The sequence below is a fragment of the Rahnella sp. RcJ3 genome (assembly GCF_009498575.1).
GTDB classification, from domain to species: Bacteria; Pseudomonadota; Gammaproteobacteria; order Enterobacterales; family Enterobacteriaceae; genus Rahnella; species Rahnella aceris.
On the sequence record NZ_QSNX01000005.1, the window covers coordinates 112,184 to 134,476 of the forward strand.

At 54.6% G+C, this 22,293-nt stretch carries 17 protein-coding genes; 9 read left to right on the forward strand and 8 right to left on the reverse strand.

Going from position 1 to position 22,293, the window contains the following annotated elements; genetic code table 11:
• Positions 1-30 precede the first annotated feature (30 nt).
• A complete protein-coding gene (uxuA, locus tag DXU84_RS08520; RefSeq protein ID WP_153375411.1) occupies positions 31-1,215 on the reverse strand; it encodes a mannonate dehydratase in 1,185 nt (394 codons plus the stop codon).
• Between the two features lie 197 nt (positions 1,216-1,412).
• Between uxuA and DXU84_RS08525 the strand changes: the two genes are divergently transcribed.
• Complete coding sequence (locus DXU84_RS08525) at positions 1,413-2,111, forward strand: FadR/GntR family transcriptional regulator (protein ID WP_037033972.1); 699 nt, start codon at positions 1,413-1,415, stop codon at positions 2,109-2,111.
• Positions 2,112-2,285: 174 nt separating this feature from the next.
• Here DXU84_RS08525 and bcsG read toward each other — a convergent pair whose 3' ends face one another.
• Genes bcsG through DXU84_RS25320 form a run of 4 tightly spaced genes read right to left on the reverse strand, consistent with a single transcriptional unit; the run spans position 2,286 to position 5,765 of the window.
• Complete coding sequence (gene bcsG / locus DXU84_RS08530) at positions 2,286-3,932, reverse strand: cellulose biosynthesis protein BcsG (RefSeq protein ID WP_013575459.1); 1,647 nt, start codon at positions 3,930-3,932, stop codon at positions 2,286-2,288.
• Positions 3,929-4,162 carry a cellulose biosynthesis protein BcsF gene (gene bcsF / locus DXU84_RS08535; RefSeq protein WP_013575460.1) on the reverse strand — a complete coding sequence of 78 codons (234 nt, stop codon included), beginning with the start codon at positions 4,160-4,162 and terminating at the stop codon, positions 3,929-3,931. The genes bcsG and bcsF overlap by 4 nt, the downstream gene beginning before the upstream one ends.
• Positions 4,163-4,167: 5 nt before the next feature.
• Entirely contained in the window at positions 4,168-5,583 is a 1,416-nt protein-coding gene (bcsE, locus tag DXU84_RS08540; RefSeq protein WP_370461758.1) for a cellulose biosynthesis protein BcsE, read from the reverse strand.
• On the reverse strand, positions 5,583-5,765 hold the full coding sequence (locus tag DXU84_RS25320) for a BcsE family c-di-GMP-binding protein (RefSeq protein WP_255425372.1): 183 nt from the start codon (positions 5,763-5,765) through the stop codon (positions 5,583-5,585). Before DXU84_RS25320 ends, bcsE begins: the two co-directional genes overlap by 1 nt.
• 202 nt (positions 5,766-5,967) lie before the next feature.
• Between DXU84_RS25320 and bcsR the strand changes: the two genes are divergently transcribed.
• The 5 genes from bcsR to DXU84_RS08565 are packed head-to-tail and all read left to right on the forward strand — an operon-like array spanning position 5,968 to position 15,156.
• Positions 5,968-6,168: a cellulose biosynthesis protein BcsR gene (gene bcsR, locus DXU84_RS08545; protein WP_013575462.1), complete on the forward strand. Its 201-nt coding sequence runs from the start codon at positions 5,968-5,970 to the stop codon at positions 6,166-6,168.
• A 1-nt stretch (position 6,169) separates the two neighbouring features.
• Entirely contained in the window at positions 6,170-6,913 is a 744-nt protein-coding gene (gene bcsQ / locus DXU84_RS08550) for a cellulose biosynthesis protein BcsQ (protein ID WP_013575463.1), read from the forward strand.
• Positions 6,910-9,525: a UDP-forming cellulose synthase catalytic subunit gene (gene bcsA / locus DXU84_RS08555; RefSeq protein WP_013575464.1), complete on the forward strand. Its 2,616-nt coding sequence runs from the start codon at positions 6,910-6,912 to the stop codon at positions 9,523-9,525. Before bcsQ ends, bcsA begins: the two co-directional genes overlap by 4 nt.
• On the forward strand, positions 9,522-11,861 hold the full coding sequence (bcsB, locus tag DXU84_RS08560) for a cellulose biosynthesis cyclic di-GMP-binding regulatory protein BcsB (RefSeq protein ID WP_153375413.1): 2,340 nt from the start codon (positions 9,522-9,524) through the stop codon (positions 11,859-11,861). The genes bcsA and bcsB overlap by 4 nt, the downstream gene beginning before the upstream one ends.
• A 4-nt stretch (positions 11,862-11,865) precedes the next feature.
• On the forward strand, positions 11,866-15,156 hold the full coding sequence (locus tag DXU84_RS08565; protein WP_112197381.1) for a cellulose synthase subunit BcsC-related outer membrane protein: 3,291 nt from the start codon (positions 11,866-11,868) through the stop codon (positions 15,154-15,156).
• A gap of 623 nt (positions 15,157-15,779) precedes the next feature.
• Here DXU84_RS08565 and hutG read toward each other — a convergent pair.
• The 3 genes from hutG to hutC form a co-directional block, all read right to left on the reverse strand.
• Positions 15,780-16,616, reverse strand: a complete 837-nt coding sequence (hutG, locus tag DXU84_RS08570; protein WP_037033977.1) for an N-formylglutamate deformylase — start codon at positions 16,614-16,616, stop codon at positions 15,780-15,782.
• Positions 16,613-17,875 (reverse strand): imidazolonepropionase, encoded by a 1,263-nt coding sequence (hutI, locus tag DXU84_RS08575; protein WP_013575468.1) that lies wholly within the window; start codon positions 17,873-17,875, stop codon positions 16,613-16,615. Before hutI ends, hutG begins: the two co-directional genes overlap by 4 nt.
• Before the next feature lie 170 nt (positions 17,876-18,045).
• Positions 18,046-18,864, reverse strand: coding sequence for a histidine utilization repressor (hutC, locus tag DXU84_RS08580; RefSeq protein ID WP_013575469.1), 819 nt, complete (start codon positions 18,862-18,864; stop codon positions 18,046-18,048).
• A 249-nt stretch (positions 18,865-19,113) separates the two neighbouring features.
• Here hutC and DXU84_RS08585 point away from each other — a divergent pair, with 249 nt between their 5' ends.
• From DXU84_RS08585 to DXU84_RS08595, 3 genes are all read left to right on the forward strand, one after another.
• Complete coding sequence (locus DXU84_RS08585; protein ID WP_153375415.1) at positions 19,114-20,487, forward strand: formimidoylglutamate deiminase; 1,374 nt, start codon at positions 19,114-19,116, stop codon at positions 20,485-20,487.
• Positions 20,484-21,065, forward strand: a complete 582-nt coding sequence (locus DXU84_RS08590; protein WP_153375417.1) for a HutD family protein — start codon at positions 20,484-20,486, stop codon at positions 21,063-21,065. Before DXU84_RS08585 ends, DXU84_RS08590 begins: the two co-directional genes overlap by 4 nt.
• Positions 21,066-21,312: 247 nt before the next feature.
• On the forward strand, positions 21,313-22,293 hold the full coding sequence (locus DXU84_RS08595) for an ABC transporter substrate-binding protein (protein ID WP_013575472.1): 981 nt from the start codon (positions 21,313-21,315) through the stop codon (positions 22,291-22,293).

Consider the following 22,293-nt stretch of genomic DNA (forward strand, 5'->3'; position numbering starts at 1 on the left):
TCCTCCCCCTTCGCAGGGGGAGGTGCAAAATTATTGATTAAAAAAACTCTGTTTCAAAGCCCGCTCCACACCCCGCAGTTCTGCCAGTCCCCGCAGACGTCCAATTGCCGAATACCCCGGATTGGTTTTCTTATGCAAATCATCCAGCATCTGATGGCCGTGATCCGGACGCATCGGGATAGCGCGCAGATTGCCAGCGCGGCGACGTGTTTGTTCTTCCGTCAGAATCGCTTTGATAACCGCCACCATATCCACATCACCATCTAAATGATCGGCTTCATGGAAGCTTCCCGGCACGTCTTCGCGCTGGGTGGCGCGCAGATGGATGAAGTGCACGCGGTCGGCGTAAGTGGTCATCATCTTCACCAGGTCATTATCTTCACGCACGCCGTAAGAACCGGTGCAGAAGCAGAAACCGTTGTGGATACTGTCGACGGTTTCTTTCAACCACTGCATATCTTCAATGGTGGAGATAATACGCGGCAGGCCGAGAATAGGGCGCGGTGGATCGTCCGGGTGAACTGCCAGACTTAAACCGCATTGCTCGGCAACCGGCACAATGCTGCGCAGGAAATGCGCCATGTTTTCGCGCAGTTTGGCTTTGTCGATACCGTCGTAAGTCGCCAGACGCGCACGGAACTGATCCAGCGTGTAGCCTTCTTCCGCACCCGGTAAACCGGCAATGATGTTAGACACCAGCTGATCTTTCTCCGCCTGTGTCATCGCCGCAAAGTATTCGGCTGCCTGTTTTTGCTCATCCGCGCTGTAATAAGACGTCGCGCCTTCGCGTTTCAGCAGATGCAATTCAAAGGCCGCAAATGCGATATGGTCAAAGCGCAGGGCGCGTGAACCGTCCGGCAGCAGATAGCCGAGGTCCGTGCGTGTCCAGTCGAGAACCGGCATGAAGTTATAGCAGACCGTATAGATGCCGCATTCCGCCAGATTACGGATAGATTGCTGATAGTTAGCAATGTGCTTTTCAACATCTCCGCTGCGGGTTTTGATTTCCTCATGCACCGGAATGCTTTCCACTACGGACCACACCAGACCTTTGGCTTCAATTATCGCCTTACGTTTCTTTATCTCTTCTACCGGCCAGACTTCACCGTTAGGAATATGGTGCAGGGCGGTAACCACGCCGGTTGCGCCAGCCTGACGCACATCATCAAGTGAAACCGGATCGTTCGGGCCGTACCAACGCCATGTCTGTTCCATGTGTTTTCCTTAAAATTGTTAACTGACTGTCTGAATGTAGTTGACGCAGGGCCGGTGATAAGTTCAATCTTAATGCGCGGTCTGGTCAGGTGGTCTGCTGGTCAGGCCATCAGACCGACATATGATTCAGCATCAAACCGAACATTAATGTGACCGGGATAACAGATCTGGGATTCAGCATGAACACGGAGAAAATAATGGCATTACCCACCCTTAAAGTTGAACGGCTGTATCGCCAGATTTCTAATGTATTGATTAACTGCATTAATACCGGACAGTTTGCCCCGGGCGCGATGATCCCGTCTGAACGGGATTTGTCTAAACAACTTGGCGTCAGTCGTTCATCTATCCGTGAGGCATTGATTGCGCTGGAGATCACTGGCTGGGTGGAAATCCGTACCGGCAACGGCGTGTACGTCAGCGACCCGTTGCCGCAGGCCACACCTGCGGTGCAAACGGTAAGTACCGAAGAGGAATTCAGCCTGCAATCGCTGGTGAAAGCGCGCCAGGTTTATGAATCGATGACAGCAGAACTGGCGGCGATTAACGGCACCGAAGAGCAGCGTGAAAAACTGAGAGCCATCGCCCGGGAATTAAACGAACTGAATGCCAATAACGACGCTTTTCTCGAAGCTGACCGCCGTTTCCATATGATGATCAGTGAAATGACCGGCAACGAAGTGCTGCACGATATGATGGGATATTTGTGGGATAAACGTCGTTCACGTCGGTTTATGCGTCTGGAGAGTCATTACACCGAAGTGGATTTTGCCCGTGAAATGAATGCCGATCATCAGGGGATTTTAGACGCGATTCTGGCGCAGGATGGCGCAGGGGCGAAGGCAAGAATGAGCCGGCATTTACAGCATGTGTATGACCAGTTATTTGCGGAATAAATGCAGAAAGACGGACAACTCCCTCCCCTGCGAAGGGGAGGGTTGGGGTGGGGTATTAAGGTCAAAATCTAAACCTGAGGTTTACTCTTACCCGGTTCTAGCCCTTAAAACCCCCTCCCGTCCTCCCCCTTCGCAGGGGGAGGAGCAAACCAAAACCTTGCTTACCGGTTTCATTCAGCTCGGATACGGCACCCATCCCCCGCCATTCAGGCGAATATAGATTTTCCCCTGATATTCCATCACCACTGAGTTCTCATTTTCAGATACCAGCGGCGTTTGTGGCAGGTTCGAACCGAAGGTTTTCCAGTCCATCGTCGGGCTGGTAAACACTTTGCCATCGACTGCGCGGGCGACCATTTCTGAAATCGCCTGATAACTGCTCTGGCCGTCAATTTTCATTGGTGATGGCGCGTGCGGTGCCTGCATCCCAAAGAATTTCACCCCGACAGGAATGTGGGTAATGCCCGGACTCGGGATATCACGCAGACCCGAGATTTGCATCTTGTCGCCCACCAGCGCGGCGCCGTGTTCAGGCACCACCACCAGCATCACTTTGCGGCCGGATTTATCCAGCTGATCCATAAAGATATTCAGCTGATTCAGCAGGGTTTGCGCACGGTTATGATAATCCGCGCCCTTATTGCTGCCCACGTAACGGTTGCCGTCATGCAGCGGAATCAGGTTAAAGAAGGTTGCGGTGCGTGCGGTACCGGCTTTCTCCTGATTCTCCAGCCAGCGGGAGAACAGTTGTCCGTCGTTGAAAATCGGTGAGCCATCAAAGGACGTTAGCTCATAACCCAGACCTGCCTGGGACATCAGCGGAACTTTCATGTCAGCATCATCACGCAGGTTACCGATGTAATTACCGAACACACCCGTATGGTCCATTGCCAGCTGAGGCGTGAAGCCCAGACGCGCGAGATCGTCAAACAGATAACACTGCTGACCGGCAGGCTGATACAAATCATGATGCGATGTCTGACCGCAACTGGCGCGCAGCAGGCGGATGGATGCCGGGCCGCTGTAGGCTGTGGCTGAATTGAAATTGCTGAACACAAAATCAAAACGCGACCACAGCGGTGAATTCGAAAGATTCACGGCGTCCAGATCTGACCAGGCCAGCGAACAGATGTTGATCACCAGCAGGTCAAACGGCTGTGCATCGGCAGGAAGTGCGTCGGGGAACTTCGTCGCCTTACGCCGTTCGTTTTGGTAGAACTGCTCTAAATAAGCGTTCAGGTTGGCATTGGTTGGCGGGCCGTTCACGGTGTTATCAGTGGCTGATGGCGCAACGGTCACTGGTGTCGTTACGGCATTTTGGGCGATAGCCGGTGGCGGCGAATGTGCGAAAAACGGTGTGATCAGCCCGCTGAGGTTAAGCCACAGCAGCGCAATGACGGTAAACGTGGTCAGCCGGATCCACTGGGATATAAACAGATAACCGACCAGCAAAGCGAAACCGATGGCAATCCACTGCCAGTTGATAAAGCGATCGGCCAGTTCGAGCAGATAACTGAAACTGAAGCCTGCTACGTCCGCCCCCTGATTGACAATTGAACGCCAGCCGGGCAGCCAGGTATCGTGATACAGCAACGCCAGCCCGAAAGGCAGGGCAATCCACTGTCTCCAGCGGTGCAGGCGCAGCGAACGTAACGGGAATAGCAACACGGCGGCAAAGACGACATTGCTCAGGGCATCAAAATTCAGATAACCCTGTGAAAGCAGAACAAATTTGAGTAAAAAATAATAGTTCCAGGCACCGAGGCCGCGCCAGGATTGCCAGATCCGCAAACGCGGCGAAGAAGATTGCGATTCGTTCATAGTGAAGTTTTGGATTTTCCTGTAGCCGCAGAAGTTTCAGGCAAAGTAGCGGAGCGTTTGCGGTTCTTATTGATGCTGCTGATGGTCATGGGGGTTAAATAACGCGGCGACAGAAATCGCGTCGCAAAGCGGTTTTTCCAGCGCGGCAAACGGCTACGCAGGGCATATCCCAGCGGGATAAAAATCACCGCCGCCAGAATAAAGATTTCGATAATATCCTGAATATCCATCTCTTTTACTCCCGCGCCTGAATAACTGGCGTATCGCTCACGGCCAGCGTGATGGGAACGGGCTGATGAACCTGGGCACGTTTTAAAGGTTCAGTTTTATGCGCCACAAAAGGCTGCGCTTCAGACACCGGATTTGCCATCGGCGGCCTGGCGGCCAGACGCAAAACTTCCGTGCGGATATCCAGCTCCTGACTCCAGAACGTCTGGCTGGTGAACACTTCTTTGACCGGCAGATTAAACAGAAACGCCAGTACATTTTCGACGTCGCTGACCTGACAGTTCGACAGGAACAGATACAGATGACGCCCGGTAACGGTCAGAATATCGCCGTCGCGGCGCAGAGAACACAAAGACATCGCCTGCTGCGGGCTGATCCCGGCGGCAGGGCGCAGCGAAATTAAAATGCCCCGGGATTCCGTCGCCAGCGCGGCGTGATTCCAGATATCGTGCATGACTTCGCAGAAAACCGGCAGTGGCAGATAACCCTTATGATGCGTGGGCAGACGGCTGTCGAGCAGCAGCCCGATATCATCCGGCACATGGCGGGTATAAGTGAGATTTTGCAGGTCATCGAGCAAGGTCAGAAAGTTGGAGAGGCGCGCTGCTTGTGGCACAACCAGATTCGCACCACAGGCCTGGAGCAGACGCTGATCGACATAGCGCAAAGAAGAATTCATTTCGCGCACGACAATTTTTAAACCATTGCCACGCTGCATGCGTAAACGATGAACCTGACGGGCCAGCACTTCCACTTCGTCATTACCGGTGAGGGCGAAAATGACCGTCGCCGATCGCGCATGTGCCGCGCGCTCGCTCAGCGCCTCATTATCATCGAACAGGAACCAGCGTTCTGAAAGCGCAGGAGCGCCTTCAAGCACTGAGCGTTCGGCCAGCAGCATCCACTGATCATCGCCGGTTTGTTCGGAAACAGCGGCAGAGGCGTTCTTTTGAATTTCCCAGCCGGTCAGGCGGCGCGTCAGTGGATAAAGTGTATTGGCTTCTGCCCCCAAATTGTCATGCCACCAGGAAACGCCCCACTGGTTCGGTTCAACATCTGTTTTCAAATCCGCAAGACCGCATATATTGCGATGGTATAAATGAAGCTGAGTTTTAACCGCATTAATACCGGCTCCATAGCAGATAATAAGGATTGTTGCACCTTTATTATTGACACATGCGCTCATTTCACTCAGCCAGCGGACCCATTGTTTATCATTTACTGCCTGCCAGGTACTGACCGGAAGTAATAGAATCATTAATGAGGCTGAGTGAGCAGGTAAACGATTAATATCCGCTGCAAGAGAGAGAAATGCTTTCTTCCCATTCCCTAACAGGTAATAAAACGTTTTTTTCTGATATTTTTTTAAATAAGTGAGAAGGATATCATCGTCAGATAGCCTGTTTTCTTGTGCAGTGCAAATTAAATTGTGCTGTGGGAAAAAACGTTGACCGGAACTTCACCTTGCTGAGCCTCAACCGTTTGTCCGCAAAGATGATAAGCGGCTTCCTGACTTTCGGTGTTAACCCAGTAAAGCCCCTGAGCCTGCATCCGGGCTAATCCATTCCAGAATTGCTTCATGCCCAATGAAAAGGAGAGTGCCATATAGTTAATCTGCTTGTATCGTTTTTGATTAAAAGTCTGCTTGGGACACACTGAGAAATGTGAGTATAATAAATTCTATCATTGCTACATTAAATAATCATAATACTTCACAATAATGTTTGATACTAAAAAGCCCAGACAGGTAAGCGCATTTTGGCTGTCGTGGTATCAGTATTTAGATTGAAGCAGGGAGAAAGAATCGGTGGGAGCCAATATTGTAGACCCGGAGGAATCCGAACCGACGAAAGATGATGATTTCTTTGCACTGAGTCACCTTTTTTCTTTGTCAGAATTAAATTATGTCGATATAGCCCGTAAAGAAAAGATTCCGCAACTAATGTCCCGCTGGCCGCTACTGGCTGAGCTGGCGCAATACGGTGAACGCGGCGCGGAGAAAAAATAATATGGCTGTCATTGCCTTACAGGGAATTCGTGGCGGTACGGGCACCACTTCAGTCACGGCTGCGCTGGCCTGGGGTCTTGCGCAATTAAATGAAAAGGTTCTGGTCATCGACTTTTCACCGGAAAACTTACTGCGATTGCACTTTGGTATGCCTTTCGCTCAGGCTCGCGGATGGCGCTATGCGCACAATACAGGAGAGCCGTGGCAAAACTCCGCACTGCGTTACCACTCTCATCTTGATTTCCTGCCTTACGGGCATGCCACGACCGGCGACGCCAGTCAGCCGGATTTTGACTGGCAAAAGGCGATCACTCAGCTTAAAAATACCGGCGTATATGACTGGATCCTGATCGACTCTCCGGCAGCCGATCCGCTGACCGCGCAAAAAATTGCCGACAGTACGGTAGTGCTTCTCCACGCCGATACCCAGTCACACACCCGTTTACATCAGTATGTGCTGCCAGCCAACGGGCGCTATCTGCTCAATCAGTTCATTCCTTCCAGTCAGTTACAGCAGGATATTTTGCTGTTATGGCAGGAAACTTTACCCGTTTTGATTCCGGTGATTTTACACCGCGACGAAGCCATGGCGGAGTCACTGGCGGCGAAACAACCGGCAGGGGAATGGAATAGTAACAGTAAAATCAGTCGCGAAATTAACACGCTGGCGAACTGGTTCCTGCTGCATTTGCGCCATTCAGGGGATGTGCATAGCCAGACAATGGGGCGGAGTCCGGAAAAATGAACCGCGTGCTCAACCTGTTTCTGGTGCCGCCGGTAGTTTTCGAATTACAAAACCGCTACCGGTACTATCGCGCCAGCCACTCCTCACGGACCGCCGCTGGCGTAATGATTTTCTGCGTGGCGCTTAGCTGGCTGTTTTTGCGTTTTGAATCCCCAGTCTGGCAGCGTGTTAAAGCACAACGCACCCGCTGGTATCCGCAGATTTCGCCGTCGCGCCCGCGTCTGGCCGATCCGCTGCGCTATATCGTGCAAAGCCTGTGGTTGCTGATCATCCTGCCTGCTGAAAGCCGGCGCGGACGTGTGATTCACACCCGCTGGCCACAGCAGTTGCGCAAAAAAGTCCATTTGTGGCTCGAATTATTACCTGAACAGGTCACACACAGTCCGCTGGAAATTAAGGTCACGCGCCGTATCGGCAAAATGAGCCGTCTCGGTAAACGTATTCTGGTCTGGATGACCGCACTGGTGGCGCTCACCCTGGCGATGTTCTGTATTTCTCAGCCTTTTAGTTACATCGCACAGTTCGTCTTCGTGGTGCTGCTGTGGAGCATTGCGATGATTATTCGCCGTATTCCGGGCCGCTTCCCGGCGCTGATGATGATCGTGTTGTCGCTGACCATTTCCTGCCGTTATTTATGGTGGCGCTACACCTCAACGCTGAACTGGGAAGATCCGCTGAGTCTGATTTGCGGCCTGCTTCTGTTAGGTGCGGAAACCTATTCCTGGACGGTGCTGGTGCTGGGCTATATCCAGACCCTCTGGCCGCTCAACCGTAAACCGGTGCCGATGCCTGCGGATGTCTCGACGTGGCCGACGGTGGATTTGCTGATCCCGACGTATAACGAAGATCTCAGCGTCGTGAAACCGACGCTGTACGCCGCGCTGGGTCTCGACTGGCCCCGGGACAAACTGACCATTTATCTGCTTGATGACGGCAACCGGCAGGAATTCGCCGATTTTGCCCATGAAATTGGTGTGAAATACATCGCCCGTGAAACGCGTGAAAATGCCAAAGCGGGCAACATCAATAACGCACTGAAACAGGCGAAAAGCCAGCTTGTGGCGATTTTTGACTGCGACCACGTGCCGACCCGTTCTTTCCTGCAACTGACGGTCGGCTGGTTCTTTAAAGATAAAAAACTCAGCATGTTGCAAACGCCGCATCATTTTTTCTCGCCCGATCCGTTCGAACGTAATCTGGGCCGTATGCGCCGCACGCCAAACGAAGGCGAACTGTTTTACGGACTGGTGCAGGACGGCAACGACCTGTGGGATGCCAGTTTCTTCTGTGGATCCTGCGCCGTATTGCGCCGCGATGTGCTTGATGAAATCGGCGGTATCGCCGTAGAAACGGTCACTGAAGATGCGCACACGTCTCTGCGGATGCACCGCCACGGTTACACGTCGGCGTATATTCGTATTCCTCAGGCGGCGGGGCTGGCGACAGAAAGCCTCTCTGCTCACATCAGCCAGCGGATCCGCTGGGCGCGCGGCATGGTACAGATATTCCGCCTCGACAACCCGATGTTTGGTAAAGGGCTGAAGCTGGCGCAACGGTTGTGTTACGCCAACGCCATGTTGCATTTTCTGGCCGGTATTCCGCGCCTGATCTTCCTCACAGCGCCCCTGGCGTTTCTGCTGCTGCATGCTTACATCATTTATGCACCGGCCGTTGCCATCGCACTGTATGTCTTGCCGCACATGATCCATGCCAGCCTGACCAATTCCCGCGTACAGGGCAAATACCGCCATTCGTTCTGGAATGAAATCTACGAAACCGTGCTGGCCTGGTATATCGCCAGGCCAACCACCGTGGCGTTGTTTAATCCGCATGCCGGGGCTTTCAACGTCACGGCCAAAGGCGGCCTGAATAAGCACGCTTACGTTGACTGGAAAATCAGCCGCCCGTATCAGATCCTGATGTTGCTCAATCTGGCCGGTTTATTCTTCGGTGCTTACCGCATTGTTTATGGCCGCCCGGATGAAATCCTGACGGTGCTGGTGAGTATGGCGTGGGTGATTTACAACATGATTATTCTGGGCGGGGCGATTGCCGTGGCGTTCGAATCCAAACAGGTGCGTCAGGCACATCGTGTAGAAGCCAGAATGCCCGCGTCACTGTTAAAACCCGACGGACACATTTATGTCTGCACCATTCAGGACTACTCCGACAACGGTGTCGGACTGGAAACCCCGAGCGCAAGCCAGTTTCATGCCGGTGACAACGTCACGTTACTGCTTCACCGTGGACAACAGGAATATACCTTCCCGATGCAGATCAGCCGCGTGTTTGGTGAAAACATCGGCATGCAGTTACTGCCATTAACCACCCAACAACATATCGATTTCATCCAATGTACGTTTGCCCGGGCCGACAGTTGGGTATTACGCGAAGACAACTTCCCTGAAGACAAACCGATGGAAAGCCTGCGTGAGGTGCTGGGGTTGGGGATCCGTGGCTATCTGCGGATGCTGGACATCGCCCCGCAACGCTACCGTCCGCTGGCGTCCGGAACCCGAACGTTTGGCCGCTGGCTGCTGTCTTTCGCTCCGCGTAATCCGCCGCTTGCCGTTCAGCCTGATGAATACAACCTGATGATGACAAAACAATGAAAAGACTTCCGTTAACCACTTTTATGGCATCTGCCTTGATGACATTGGCGTTGGGTTCTGTGGCTCCGGCCTTCAGTGAACAGGCGCCTGCACCGGTTTTACCGGGCAACGCCATGCCTGCGCCTGAAGTGACCCTGCCGATGGTGGCGCCTGCGGTAAACCCGATGATTATTCCGGGTGCGCCGGTGCGCAGCGTGACATTACCGTTTGCCGATGTGGCACCGCGGCCGGGTGCCATCACCTTGCGCGGTATTCAGCCGAACGGACAGATTGAGTTCGGTGTGCGCAGTGACGAAGTGGTGACACAGGCCACACTGAATCTCGAGTTCACGCCGTCGCCATCGCTGATCCCGGTTCAGTCGCATCTTAAGGTGTATCTCAACGACCAGCTGATGGGCGTTGAAGTGATTGATAAAGACCAGCTCGGCAAGAAAAATCACCTGCAGATGACCATTGACCCGCGTTATGTCACCGACTTCAACCGCATCCGTCTGGAGTTTATTGGTCACTACCAGAACGTCTGTGAAAACCCGGCGAACACCACCCTGTGGCTGGAAATCGGCAAGGGCAGTTCGCTTAGCCTGCAATATCAGAAACTGCCGCTGAGCAACGATCTGGCACATTTCCCGGTACCGTTCTTTGATGCGCGCGACAGTCGTCCGCTGAGCCTGCCGATGGTCTTTGCCACGTCTCCGGATGCCGGCCAGCAACAGGCAGCGGCGATTCTGGCCTCCTGGTTCGGCACCAAAGCCCAGTGGCGCGGGCAATCCTTCCCGACGTTGTATAACCAGTTGCCGGACAGCCACGCGGTGGTGTTTGCAACCAATGGCAAACGCCCTGATTTCCTCAACGAATTGCCGCCGGTGAAAGGGCCGGTGGTGCAGATGATCAGCCGCCCGGATAATCCGTACATCAAAATGCTGCTGATCCTCGGTCGTGATGATCAGGACTTACTGACGGCAGTAAAAGGCATTGCGCAGGGGAATATCCTGTTTCGTGGCGAAACGATCGGCGTCGATAAAGTGGACAGGATCCTGCCACGCCAGCCGTATGACGCGCCAAACTGGGTGCGTACCGATCGCCCGATGAACTTTGGCGAACTGAAACAGTATGCGGAACAGTTACAGTCTGACGGCATCCAGCCGAATCCGATCACGCTCAACATTAATCTGCCGCCGGATCTGTTCCTGATTAACAGCTCCGGTATCGATATGCGGCTGAAGTACCGTTATACCTCGCCACAGCTGAAAAACACTTCTCGCCTGAGCATCAGCCTGAATAACCAGTTTGTGCAGGATCTGACCCTGAAAACCGGACACGATGAAGATTCACAATTACTGCATCTGTCCCTGTTACAGGGGCTGCTGGATGGCAGCAAAGACCTGAATATTCCCGCGCTGAAACTGGGTGCGGTTAACCAGATGCGCTTCGATTTTGACTACACCTCGCTGCTGGCGAGCGGCACCGAAGGGCGCTGTGAAACCTATAACACCGTGCCAAATCATGTGGTGATAGATGACAGCTCCACTATCGACTTCTCCGGTTACCGCCATTTCATGGCGATGCCTGACTTGCGCGCCTTCGCCAACGCCGGTTTCCCGTTCAGCCGCCTGGCGGATTTATCCCAGACGCTGCTTGTGGTTCAGCCGCAACCGCAACCGGTTCAGTTAACTACGCTGCTTGATACGATGGGCAATATTGGCGCACTCACCGGTTATCCGGCGCTTGGCGTGGGGCTGACCGAAGATGCGGCAAAAGCAAAATCCACCGACGCCGATCTGCTGGTGATCGGCAATCTGCCTGCGGATTTGCGTGACGACAGCATGCGCGATGAGAAAAAGGCCAGCTTACTGATCGAGGCAGCGCGCGATGCGGTGAATACGCCAGTCCGCCAGACGTCGTTACCGGATAACACGGCACCGGCCAGCGATGCGCGGGTGGATGCCAGCGCGCAAATCAGTGCGCAAGGCCCGATTGCGGCGGTTGTCGGGTTACAGTCGCCGTACTTTGATCAGCGCAGCGTGGTCGCGCTGATGGCAAACGGTCAGCAGGGCTTCGAAATGCTGAACAAGTCGATGCAGGATAGCAAACAGAGGGCGCAGGTCTTTGGCTCGGTGGCGGTGGTGCGTGATTCCGGCGTCAGCAGTCTGAAAGTCGGTGATACCTATTATGCTGGCCATTTGCCGTGGTGGGAGCGGGTATGGAACGCCCTGGCGAACCATCCGGTATTGCTGGCGGTTATGGCGGTGATCGTGGTGATTCTGGCAGCAATCCTGTTGTGGACCGGTTTGCGTTCTCTGGCCCGTCGTCGTCTGTCTGATGATGACCAGGAATAAGTCCGTGAACACACAGCGCACAAACCTGTTTTTGCGCGGCAGACTGGCCCTGACGATCGGGCTGGCCTTGCTGGCTGCGCCTGCGGTTGCAGCCCCCGTTGTTTCACCGGAACAATGGTTACTGGAACAGGTGCGGGTCGGTGAAGCCAGTCATCAGGACGATCTGGTGCGTCAGTCCCTGTTTCGCCTGGAATTAATGGATCCGCAAAACCCGAAAGTCATGTCCGCCCGTTTACGTTTGCTTCTCCGCGAAGGCGATCAGGCCAAGGCACAGCAGCAACTGGAAAAAATTAAACAGGTTTCGCCTGGTTCGGATGAATACCGGCAGGCGCAGCTGAGCCTGAAAATCGCCTCCCCGGAAATGCAGCAAAAACTCCAGCAGACGCGGTTACTGGCAACGGCAGGGCGGCTCGATGAAGCCAAAGCGCAATATGATGAGTTGTTTGGTGGCCAGCCGCCAACGCTGGATCTGGCAGTAGAATACTGGCAACTTATTGCGCGGCTGCCGGGGCAAAAAGCCCGTGCGCAGGCACAGCTTCAGGCGCTGAATAATCAGTATCCGGGTGATGTGCAGTTACGTCTGCAACTGGCGCAGATGGCGTTTGACGAAGGGGATAACGCCAAAGCTGTCGGGCTGATTAAGCAAATCGCCGCCACCAATGAAGGGCGTTCTCCGGCCGCTGATTTATGGCTGCAGAAGATTAAAGACCAGCCTGTGGGCAACCCGAGCGTCGATGCCTTGCAACAGTTTATCGCCACGTTCGACACCGGTCCGCAGGTGATTGCCGCGCAGCAGGAGCTTCAGCGCCAGCAGGCGTTACTGGCCGATCCGCGTTATCAGGCGCGACTCCGTGGTCTGGCGCAGATTAATAATGGTGGCTCCACCGGCGCGATTGCACCGCTGAAGCAGGCATTGCAGGCGCAACCTGACGATGCTGAAGTCCTCGGTGCGATGGGGCTGGCTTATTCCCGCGCCGGTAACCGCCAGCAGGCGCTGACTTTGTTTCAGCGGGCGAAAGCCGCCGAAACAGATGGCTATAACGCGGGTAAATGGAACAGCCTGATCCGGTCCAACAGCTACTGGCTGAAAATCGAACAGGGCGATAAGGCATTGAAAACCGGGCTGCTTGATCAGGCCGAAGCGGCTTACAACCAGGCGCAACGTCTGGACTCCCGCGACCCGTGGGCGCAGATCGGGCTTGGGGATGTGGCGGTTGAGCGTAAAAATGACACGCAGGCGGAGCAGGCTTACCGCCGCGCACTGAAGCTGGAGCGCGATAACAGTAGCGCCCAGCGCGGGCTGGCGAATATCTATCAGCGTCAGTCACCGCAAAAAGCGCTGGATTACATTAATTCATTGCCTGGTGCATCGCAGGCGAAACTCAGCGATAAACAGCGTGGCCTGCAAAGTGACGTTGTCACTGCGCAGGCGCAAAAATATGCCGCCGAACACAACTGGAATCAGGCTGCGAACCGCTATGGCGAGGTACTGAAACTCAATCCGGACGATGTCTGGACGACCTACCATTATGCCAGTGCCCTGCGTGAGGCGGGTGAAACGGCGCAGGCGGATGCGGCTTTTGCACAGCTTGCGGCGAAGCGTCCGGTGGATCCGCAACAGGTTTACGCTTATGCGTTGTATCTGTCCGGTTCCGATCGTGACGACGCCGCACTGCGCCATCTTAATACCTTGCCGCAGGCGAAATGGGACGACAACATGCGCGAAATGGCGCAGCGCATTCAGCTCGGTAAAACCCTGACCGCCATTGATACTTCCCTTGCTGCCGGTAATACCTCGCAGGCGAAACAGCAGTTGCAGCAGGCTGATCTGCATGAACTCAGCCTGAATCAGCAACGACAGGTCGCCATGGCCTGGCGTGATGTCGGTGAAACCACCAAAGCGGCGGCGCTGTTACAACCCTTGAAAACGGCTGCGCGTTCGCAGCCGGACGGACAAGACAAGGCGCTGATTTATCGCAACGCAGCCAACCTTGAGCAGCAACTCGGACAGCCACAAACGGCGCGTCAGGATTACGCACAGGCGATGGTCGCCAGCGGCATCACCGGTCAAGTGCCAGAAGATAACGACAGCTATACGCGCCTGACCCGCAACAATGCCACGGATGACTGGCTGAAACGCGGTATCCGTTCAGACGCGCATGATCTGTACCGGCAGCAGGATGTGAATTTCACGCTGGACACCGATTCGTGGACATCAAGCGGCACGCCGGGGAAATCTGATCTCACGGCCAACACCACCATGTTGCAGGCGGATATGCCGGTTTATCAGGGGCGCGGATTCCTGCGGGCCGACTGGGTGCGGATGGATGCCGGAACCTTTGATAACGAAGACGGTAATTACGAAGCCAGTTTTGGGACCTGTAGCGATCAAAACTGCCGCCGTTACCGCAGCCAGAACGCCAATGGCGTCAGCCTTGGCGCAGGATGGGAAAATGACAAATGGAAAGGCGATTTAGGCACCACGCCACTGGGTTTCCCGGTTGTAGACTGGGTCGGCGGGCTGGCTTACAGCGGTGACTGGGGCGATATCGGCTGGACGACCACGGTGTCACGCCGTCCGGTTTCCAGTTCGTTACTTTCTTTCGCGGGCGCAAAAGATCCGGGGACCGGCACCACCTGGGGCGGCGTTCGTGCGACCGGTGCCAGCCTGGGATTAAGTTACGATCAGGGGCAGGCTAACGGCGTGTGGGCTGATCTCAGCGCGCATCAGCTGACCGGTGAAAATGTCGAAGACAACACCCGCGAACGCCTGATGGGGGGCTATTACTACAAAGTCATTAACGAAGATAACCGCCGCGCCACGGTGGGGCTCAGCTCCATGCTCTGGCATTACCAGAAAGATCTCAGCGGTTACACGCTGGGACAGGGCGGTTACTACAGCCCGCAGCAATACTTCTCACTCTCCGTACCGGTCAGTTATCGCCAGCGCACGGAGAACTGGTCATGGCAGCTTGGCGGTTCGGTCTCCTGGTCGCGCTCCTCAACCAGCGATCAGAAACGCTATCCGATCCAGAATCTGATCCCGGATTCATTACCGGATAAAAATGCCATCGAAACCGGCAGCAGTGGATCCGGTTTTGGCTATACATTGCAGGCACTGCTCGAACGGCGCGTCAGTTCTCACTGGACCGTCGGCGGGGGGATTGATATTCAGCAGGCGAAGGATTACACGCCAAGCCACTTTCTGCTCTACGCGAGATATTCGATGAGCGGCTGGCAAGGGGATCTGGATATGCCGCCGGAACCGTTAGTGCCGTATGCGGACTTTAAATAATGCCAGACCGGGCATTAGGGCGGTTTCTCGCTTGCAGCGAGGGCTTGATCGAGACAATTTCGGTTTATTAATAACGGCTATCACTCTGCTTTGATCGCCGAAACCGACCAAAAGGGGCCATGACGGGCCCCTCTTGGATCTCCCACGTCTTAAACTGCGCGCTATCGCGGGCACGACGGACATGTTCATTAGCAACAGTGAGTGGCGTAAAATGTCATCGCTGCGCGATTCCCGAGTTTCAGGTTTCGAGCCTCGGGTCTCGAACCATTCACTCGGTGCCATTTTTGAGCACGCCAATCAACTTATTAAAAAGACGAAAAACAGGCTGTCTTTGAATTTAAGATCGTGCGGGCGTTTCAGAAAGCTTGCTGAATGAGAGGTTGCAGACCTGAGGCTGCAATCCCGAAATGAAGGCACCGCGTAGCGGCAAGATTTCCAGCCTGTCACTGTGATACCTGAAACATGATTTACTAGCGATAGCGCGCAGTGAAAAAGCGCGGAGTCCAGAGGCCCGCGCGTTACCGGGTCTCTGGTCGGTGTGGGCCGACGCCCACGGTCTTGACCTTAAGCCTAGTCTGGGTGGCAACCCAGGTTTTACCCTTAGCGGCCAGCGAAAAGCGAAATTAAACAGCGCTTTGTTTATACCTGTCCGTCCCCCATCTCACCATCCCTTCCAGCAACTGTTTCAATAACACCTGCAATTCAGCCGCCTTATCAGGCGAGTAGGCAAATGGCTCCATCTCCTCCATGTAATTCACCTGCGCCAGCTCAAGCTGAACAGCGTGAATATCCACATCAGGCTGGCCGTAAGCCCTCGTGATATATCCACCCTTAAAACGGCCATTAAGCACATGGCTGAAGCGGGTTTGTTGCTGGCAGGTTCTCTCAAGGATTTCACTCAGCGCCGGTGAACAGCTTGCGCCGCTGTTGGTGCCGAGGTTGAGATCCGGTAACTGGCCGTCGAAAAGACGCGGGATCACCGATGCAATGGAATGCGCATCAAACAGCAGTGCATAACCGAATTCCTGTTTCATGCGCGCCAGTTCTGACTGGATTTTCTGGTGATACGGTTGCCAGATTTGATCCAAATATTGCTGGCGTTGGGTATTCGTCGGCGTCATGCCTGGTTTGAAGGTCGCGCGACCATCAAATAACGTCTCGGGATACAAACCCGTGGTGGCAGTGGTATACAGCGGTTTATCGTCGGAAGGCCGGTTGAGATCGATAACGAACCGTGAATACTGGCCAACCAGAATGCTGGCACCCAGTGAGCGCGCAAAATCGTACAGTTGCGGGATATGCCAGTCGGTATCGGAAAGCGGCAGGGCGGCTTCGCTCAGACCGCTGGCGACTTCTGGCGTCAGATGTGTACCTGCGTGAGGGATACTGATCAGTAACGGCGCTGTCCCCTGGATAAAATGGTACGGTTCAGCGATAACATTGGCAGTTGAAAGGCTCATGAACGGAACTCTCCTCGTACTTCTCCACGAAAAACAACAGTGCAGGGCAACTGACCGCCCAGCCAGTAAACCAGCCCGGCAGGACGCGACAGTGGCCAGTGTATAAAGTCAGCGACTTTGCCCGCTTCCAGCGTGCCGTGCGTGTCCTGTAAACCCAGCGCACGTGCACCATGGCAGGTGATCCCGGCCAGCGCTTCTTCAGGCGTCAGGCGGAACAAGGTACATCCCATGTTCAGCATCAGACGCAATGAAAGCGCAGGCGATGTGCCCGGATTGGCATCACTGGCCAGCGCCATCGGCACCCGATGTTTGCGGAACTCATCCACCGGCGGGCATTGTGTTTCGCGCAGCAAATAATAGGCTCCCGGCAGTAATACGGCGACGGTGCCGCTGGCGGCCATTGCCTGAGCATCTTCTGCTGTGGCGTATTCCAGATGGTCGGCTGACAGCGCATGATGTCGTGCAGCCAGGGCGCTACCATGCAGGGAAGACAGTTGTTCGGCGTGTAATTTAACCGGTAAACCTAAGGTTTTTGCGGCATTAAAAACCCGTTCAACCTGAGCCGGTGAGAACGCCAGATGTTCACAAAAGGCATCGACGGCGTCGGCCAGATTTTCACTGGCAACCACCGGCAATAATGTGTCGCAGATGAGGTCAATATAGTCATCAGCGCGTCCTTTGAATTCCGGCGGCAGGGCATGAGCGGCAAGGCAGGTGGATTTCACCTCGACTGGCAGCATGACACCTAACCGGCGGATCACCCGCAGCATCTTCAGCTCGCTCTCTACACTCAGCCCGTAACCCGATTTAATCTCAACACAGGTTACGCCTTCGGCCAGCAAGGGCTGTAAGCGGAACAACGCCTGAGCCAGAAGTTCATCTTCGGTGGCCTCGCGGGTGGCATTGACGGTGGAGAGAATTCCCCCACCGGCTGCGGCGATTTCTGCGTAGCTGACGCCGTTCAGCCGCTGTTCAAATTCTGCGCTGCGGTCGCCGCCAAATACCAGATGCGTATGGCAGTCAACAAAGCCCGGCGTGATGATCCCACCGCTGAATTCATGCTGTGTGGCGCCTGCGAAAACCGGACAATCTGCGGCAGGGCCGGTCCAGACGATTTTCCCGCCTGCGACAGCAATCGCCCCGTTTTCAATCAGGTTGTAATGGCCGTCCTGCATGGTGACCAGCGTGGCACCGCGCCATACGCTGTCACAACGGGAAGGGGGTTCGGAAGAAAAAGAAGGGGATATCGCTACCGGCATGACAGGCTCCAGGCTGAATTCATCTTGTATAGACAACTAAAGTCAACCTAACGCATAACCGTTAAACCGGCAAGGCACCCGGCGATAGTTTTTTCTTATTACGAGACGTCTTCCAAAATTTGAACGAAGAGATAGCGGCCGTACAAAGCCGCCATTAAGGTGTGCCGGAATCAGCCGTGGCTGGTGAAACGTCCAAATAATTGATAGCGGGAACCCGGGTAAATCAGGCGCGCGGAAGTCACTACGCGGCTGCCGCTCCAGGTCCGGCGGTGGATCAGGAGACAAGGCTCATGTTCATTCAGTTGCAACAGCTCGCGTTGCTCATCGCTGGCACTGATGGCTTCAACGCGATGTTCACCCGCCGTCAGCGGCGCGATTTCCATCAGGTACGTATAGGGCGTCTGCTTGTTCAGCACCTGTTGCAGATAATCGGGTGCGGTTTCCGGGTTCACAAAACGGTCTTCAATCTGCACCGCGACGTTGTTTTCGTAATGAACAATTTGCGAATAAAACATCATCGTGCCAGTGGCGATACCCAGTTGCAGCGCCTGATCGGCATCCGCCAGCCGCGCTTCACACACCAGAATCTTGCTGTCATGGCGATGACCGCGCTGGGCAATTTCATCGGCAATGTTGTGTACTTCCAGCATCGGCGTGTAGGCCTTGGCTTCGGCCACAAACGTGCCGACTCCCTGCATGCGGATCAAAAAACCTTCGCTGGTCAGTTCACGCAAAGCACGGTTGATGGTCATACGGCTGACGCCAATTTCATTGACCAGCTCACTTTCAGAAGGTACCCGCTGATGCGGTTTCCAGACACCGGCGCGGATCTGGCTGATGATCGCCTGTTTCACCCGCTGATAAATCGGTGCGGGTGTATCGCTCATCGCGGCCGCCAGTTCGGACAATGTCTGCTGCGACACGCCCTGTTGTTGTGTGACCTGATGTGGCGCGGCACCATTTTGAGAAAGTGGTGTGGGCTCCGACATGTCTCTTACCTCACTCAATGAAATTCCAGAAATATTGGGAAAGCTTGCCTGTTCGCCCGGCATTTTCCATCAGTGGAAAGTAAACGGAAAGGGCGTGACGGAAAACTAAATTTATAAAAAAAGGGTTGTTGCAAGTTTACAGCGCAATCAGGCATATGTATATGTATAGACAAGTCGGTTAAAAGTTTTGCAATTGTTTCCGTAAAATTGCATTTATGTTTCTTCTTACTGTTCAGGAATGATGCTGTTATGCCTGCTTATTTTACTTCACGCGCCTTACTTTCAGATGGCTGGGCGCATAACGTGCGGCTGGACGTCGATGCAGCCGGAATGCTGACTGCGGTGACCCCGGACAACGATGCGCAGGGGTGTCTTCCCCTTTCCGGTCCGGTGGTTCCGGGCATGCCGAACCTCCATTCGCACGCCTTTCAGCGGGTGATGGCCGGGCTGGCGGAAGTCGCCGGTGATCCGCAGGACAGCTTCTGGACCTGGCGTGACCTGATGTATCGCATGGTGCAGCGCCTCACACCTGAGCAGGTGGGTGTCATTGCCCGTCAGTTGTATATCGAAATGCTCAAAGGGGGTTACACGCAGGTGGCTGAATTCCACTATCTGCATAACGACATCAGCGGTCAGACTTATGCCGACCACGGTGAAATGACTGCCCATCTGAGTGAAGCCGCGTCACAAACCGGCATCGGACTGACCATGCTGCCGGTGCTTTACAGTTACGCCGGATTTGGCGCGCAACCGGCACAGGCCGGACAGAAACGGTTTATTCAGGATACGGACAGTTACCTCAAACAACAGGAAATTATCCGCAAACAACTCAGCGGTAAAAGCCTGCAAAATCAGGGGTTGTGCTTCCATTCCCTGCGCGCAGTCACGCTGGAACAAATGCAGCAGGTGTTGCAGTCCGCAGATAAAAACCTGCCGGTGCATATTCATATCGCCGAGCAACAGAAAGAAGTGAACGATTGTCTGGGCTGGAGCGGGCAGCGCCCGATTTCCTGGCTGTATGACAATCTGGATATTGATTCCCGCTGGTGTCTGATCCACGCCACGCACGCTGACCGTTTCGAGCTGGCGAGCATGGCAAACAGCGGGGCGGTCGCGGGGTTGTGTCTGACCACCGAGGCTAATCTGGGCGATGGCATTTTCCCCGGCGTCGATTATCTGGCGCAGTCAGGTCGATGGGGGATCGGTTCCGACAGCCATGTCTCCCTGAACGTGGTTGAAGAACTGCGCTGGTTTGAATATGGGCAACGCCTGCGTGACCAGCGACGTAACCGGCTGACGACCTCTGCGCAAAATTCTGTAGGCGATGTGCTGTATACGCAGGCATTACAGGGCGGTGCACAGGCTTGCGGCGCGGCTATCGGGCAGCTTTCTGCGGGGTATCGTGCCGACTGGCTGGTGCTCGACGGGCAGGACCCCTATCTTGCCGCCGCAAAAAACAGTGAACTGCTCAACCGCTGGCTGTTCGCCGGTAATACCGGGCAGATCCGTGATGTGTATGTCGGCGGTATTGCGCGCATTGTGAACGGCCAGCATGAACAACAACAGGCTGCGGCGGCGGATTTCCTCGCGCTTCTCCGTCAGCTGGCGGGGGACGTTGCATGATTGCCTGGCAACATTTCACCTTCGATGACCTGCCGGTCAGCCCGTGGCGTAACGGCGGTGGCGAAACCCGCGAAATCTTCAGTTTCCCTGCCGGTGGCCATGATTTTGACTGGCGCGCCAGTATTGCCACCATCGCACAGGATGGCCCGTTCTCGGCATTTCCCGGTATTGACCGTTCCATCACCTTGCTGAGCGGGGAAGGTGTGCATTTGCAGGCACAGCCTGATGTCGATCACTTACTCGTTGTCGCTGGTGAGCCTTTTGCCTTCAGCGGTGATACTGCGCTCCATGCCCGCCTGCTGGGGGGAGTGACAACTGATTTTAACATCATGACGCGACGTACTGAATGTGCTGCACGGGTGATTGCCGCACGTGAACACCTGACGGTGACGCGGGAAAAAGGTGGCGTGATTTATGTCATCAGCGGGATGTGGCAACTGGCGGATGGCCCGCTGCTGAGGGCGGGCGAGGGATATTACTGGTCTGAGACAGCGGCACAATCGCAACAGGGTTCCGTGAGTCTGACCCCAGTTGCTCAGCAACAGAGATGCCTGCTGTTGTGGGCGGCGATCACCTGATAAATACCTTACAGGATTGCGCTAAAAGGGAGCATGGTGCGCACCTAATTGATTCATCAGCCCGCGCAAAACGTCCCATAACCGGCGCTGAATGTTGTAAAAGTGCATGTGCAGAAACTGGCATAAAGCTTGCTTAAATATTGTCGACTGACTTGTATAGACAAGAATATACAGTAGCGTAATTTGCCTGCGGCTTTCACTGCCACAGGCATTTCCCCCGAGACAGATACTTTGGCAGGAGTGGCAGATGAGCAACATGATTTCCAGGGCTGTACTGAAGCGTTCGTTGTCTTTGTTAGGGCTGGCAGTGGCGCTGGGTAGTGTGACAGTCAGCGTGGCGCAAGCGGCGAACACGCCGGTTGCTATTGGTATTTCTGGCTGGACCGGTTTCGCACCACTGACCCTGGCAGACAAAGCGGGCATCTTTAAAAAGAACGGTCTGGATGTCACGCTGAAAATGGTGCCGCAGCAGTCGCGTCATCTGGCCATCGCTTCCGGTTCCCTGCAATGTGCGGCGACCACCGTGGAAACCTATTTAACCTGGAACGCCAGCGGGGTGCCGATCAAACAAATCGTACAGCTGGATAAATCTTACGGCGCAGATGGTATCGCGGTGCGTAGCGGTATCAACAAGATTACCGATCTGAAAGGCAAAACCATCAGCGTGGATGCACCGGGTACGTCTTCTTACTTCCTGCTGGCGTGGATCCTCGATAAAAACGGCATGACGATGAAAGACGTCAAACTCGCCACGCTCGGGCCGGATGCCGCTGCGCATGCCTTTATTGCCGGACAGAATGATGCGGCAGTGACCTATGAACCCTATCTTTCCAACATCCGCCAGAGCCCGGATAAAGGGAAGATTCTGGCAACCACGCTGGAATATCCGATGGTGATGGACACGCTGGGCTGTACGCCAGACTGGCTGGATAAAAATCCTAAAGCCGCTCAGGCGCTGGTGAACAGCTACTTTGAAGCGCTGGATATGATCAGGAAAGAACCGGAGAAATCCAACGAGATCATGGGCGCAGCAGTGAAAGAGACCGGCAAACAGTTTGCAGAAGAATCCAGTTATCTGCGCTGGCAGGATCGTGAGGCCAATCAGAAATTCTTCAGCGGTGAAATTGTGACCTTCACTAACGAAGCTGCGCGCCTGCTGACTGAGATGAAAATTCTGCGTAAAACGCCGGATATCAATACGTTATATGACGCGAAGTACGTGAAATAG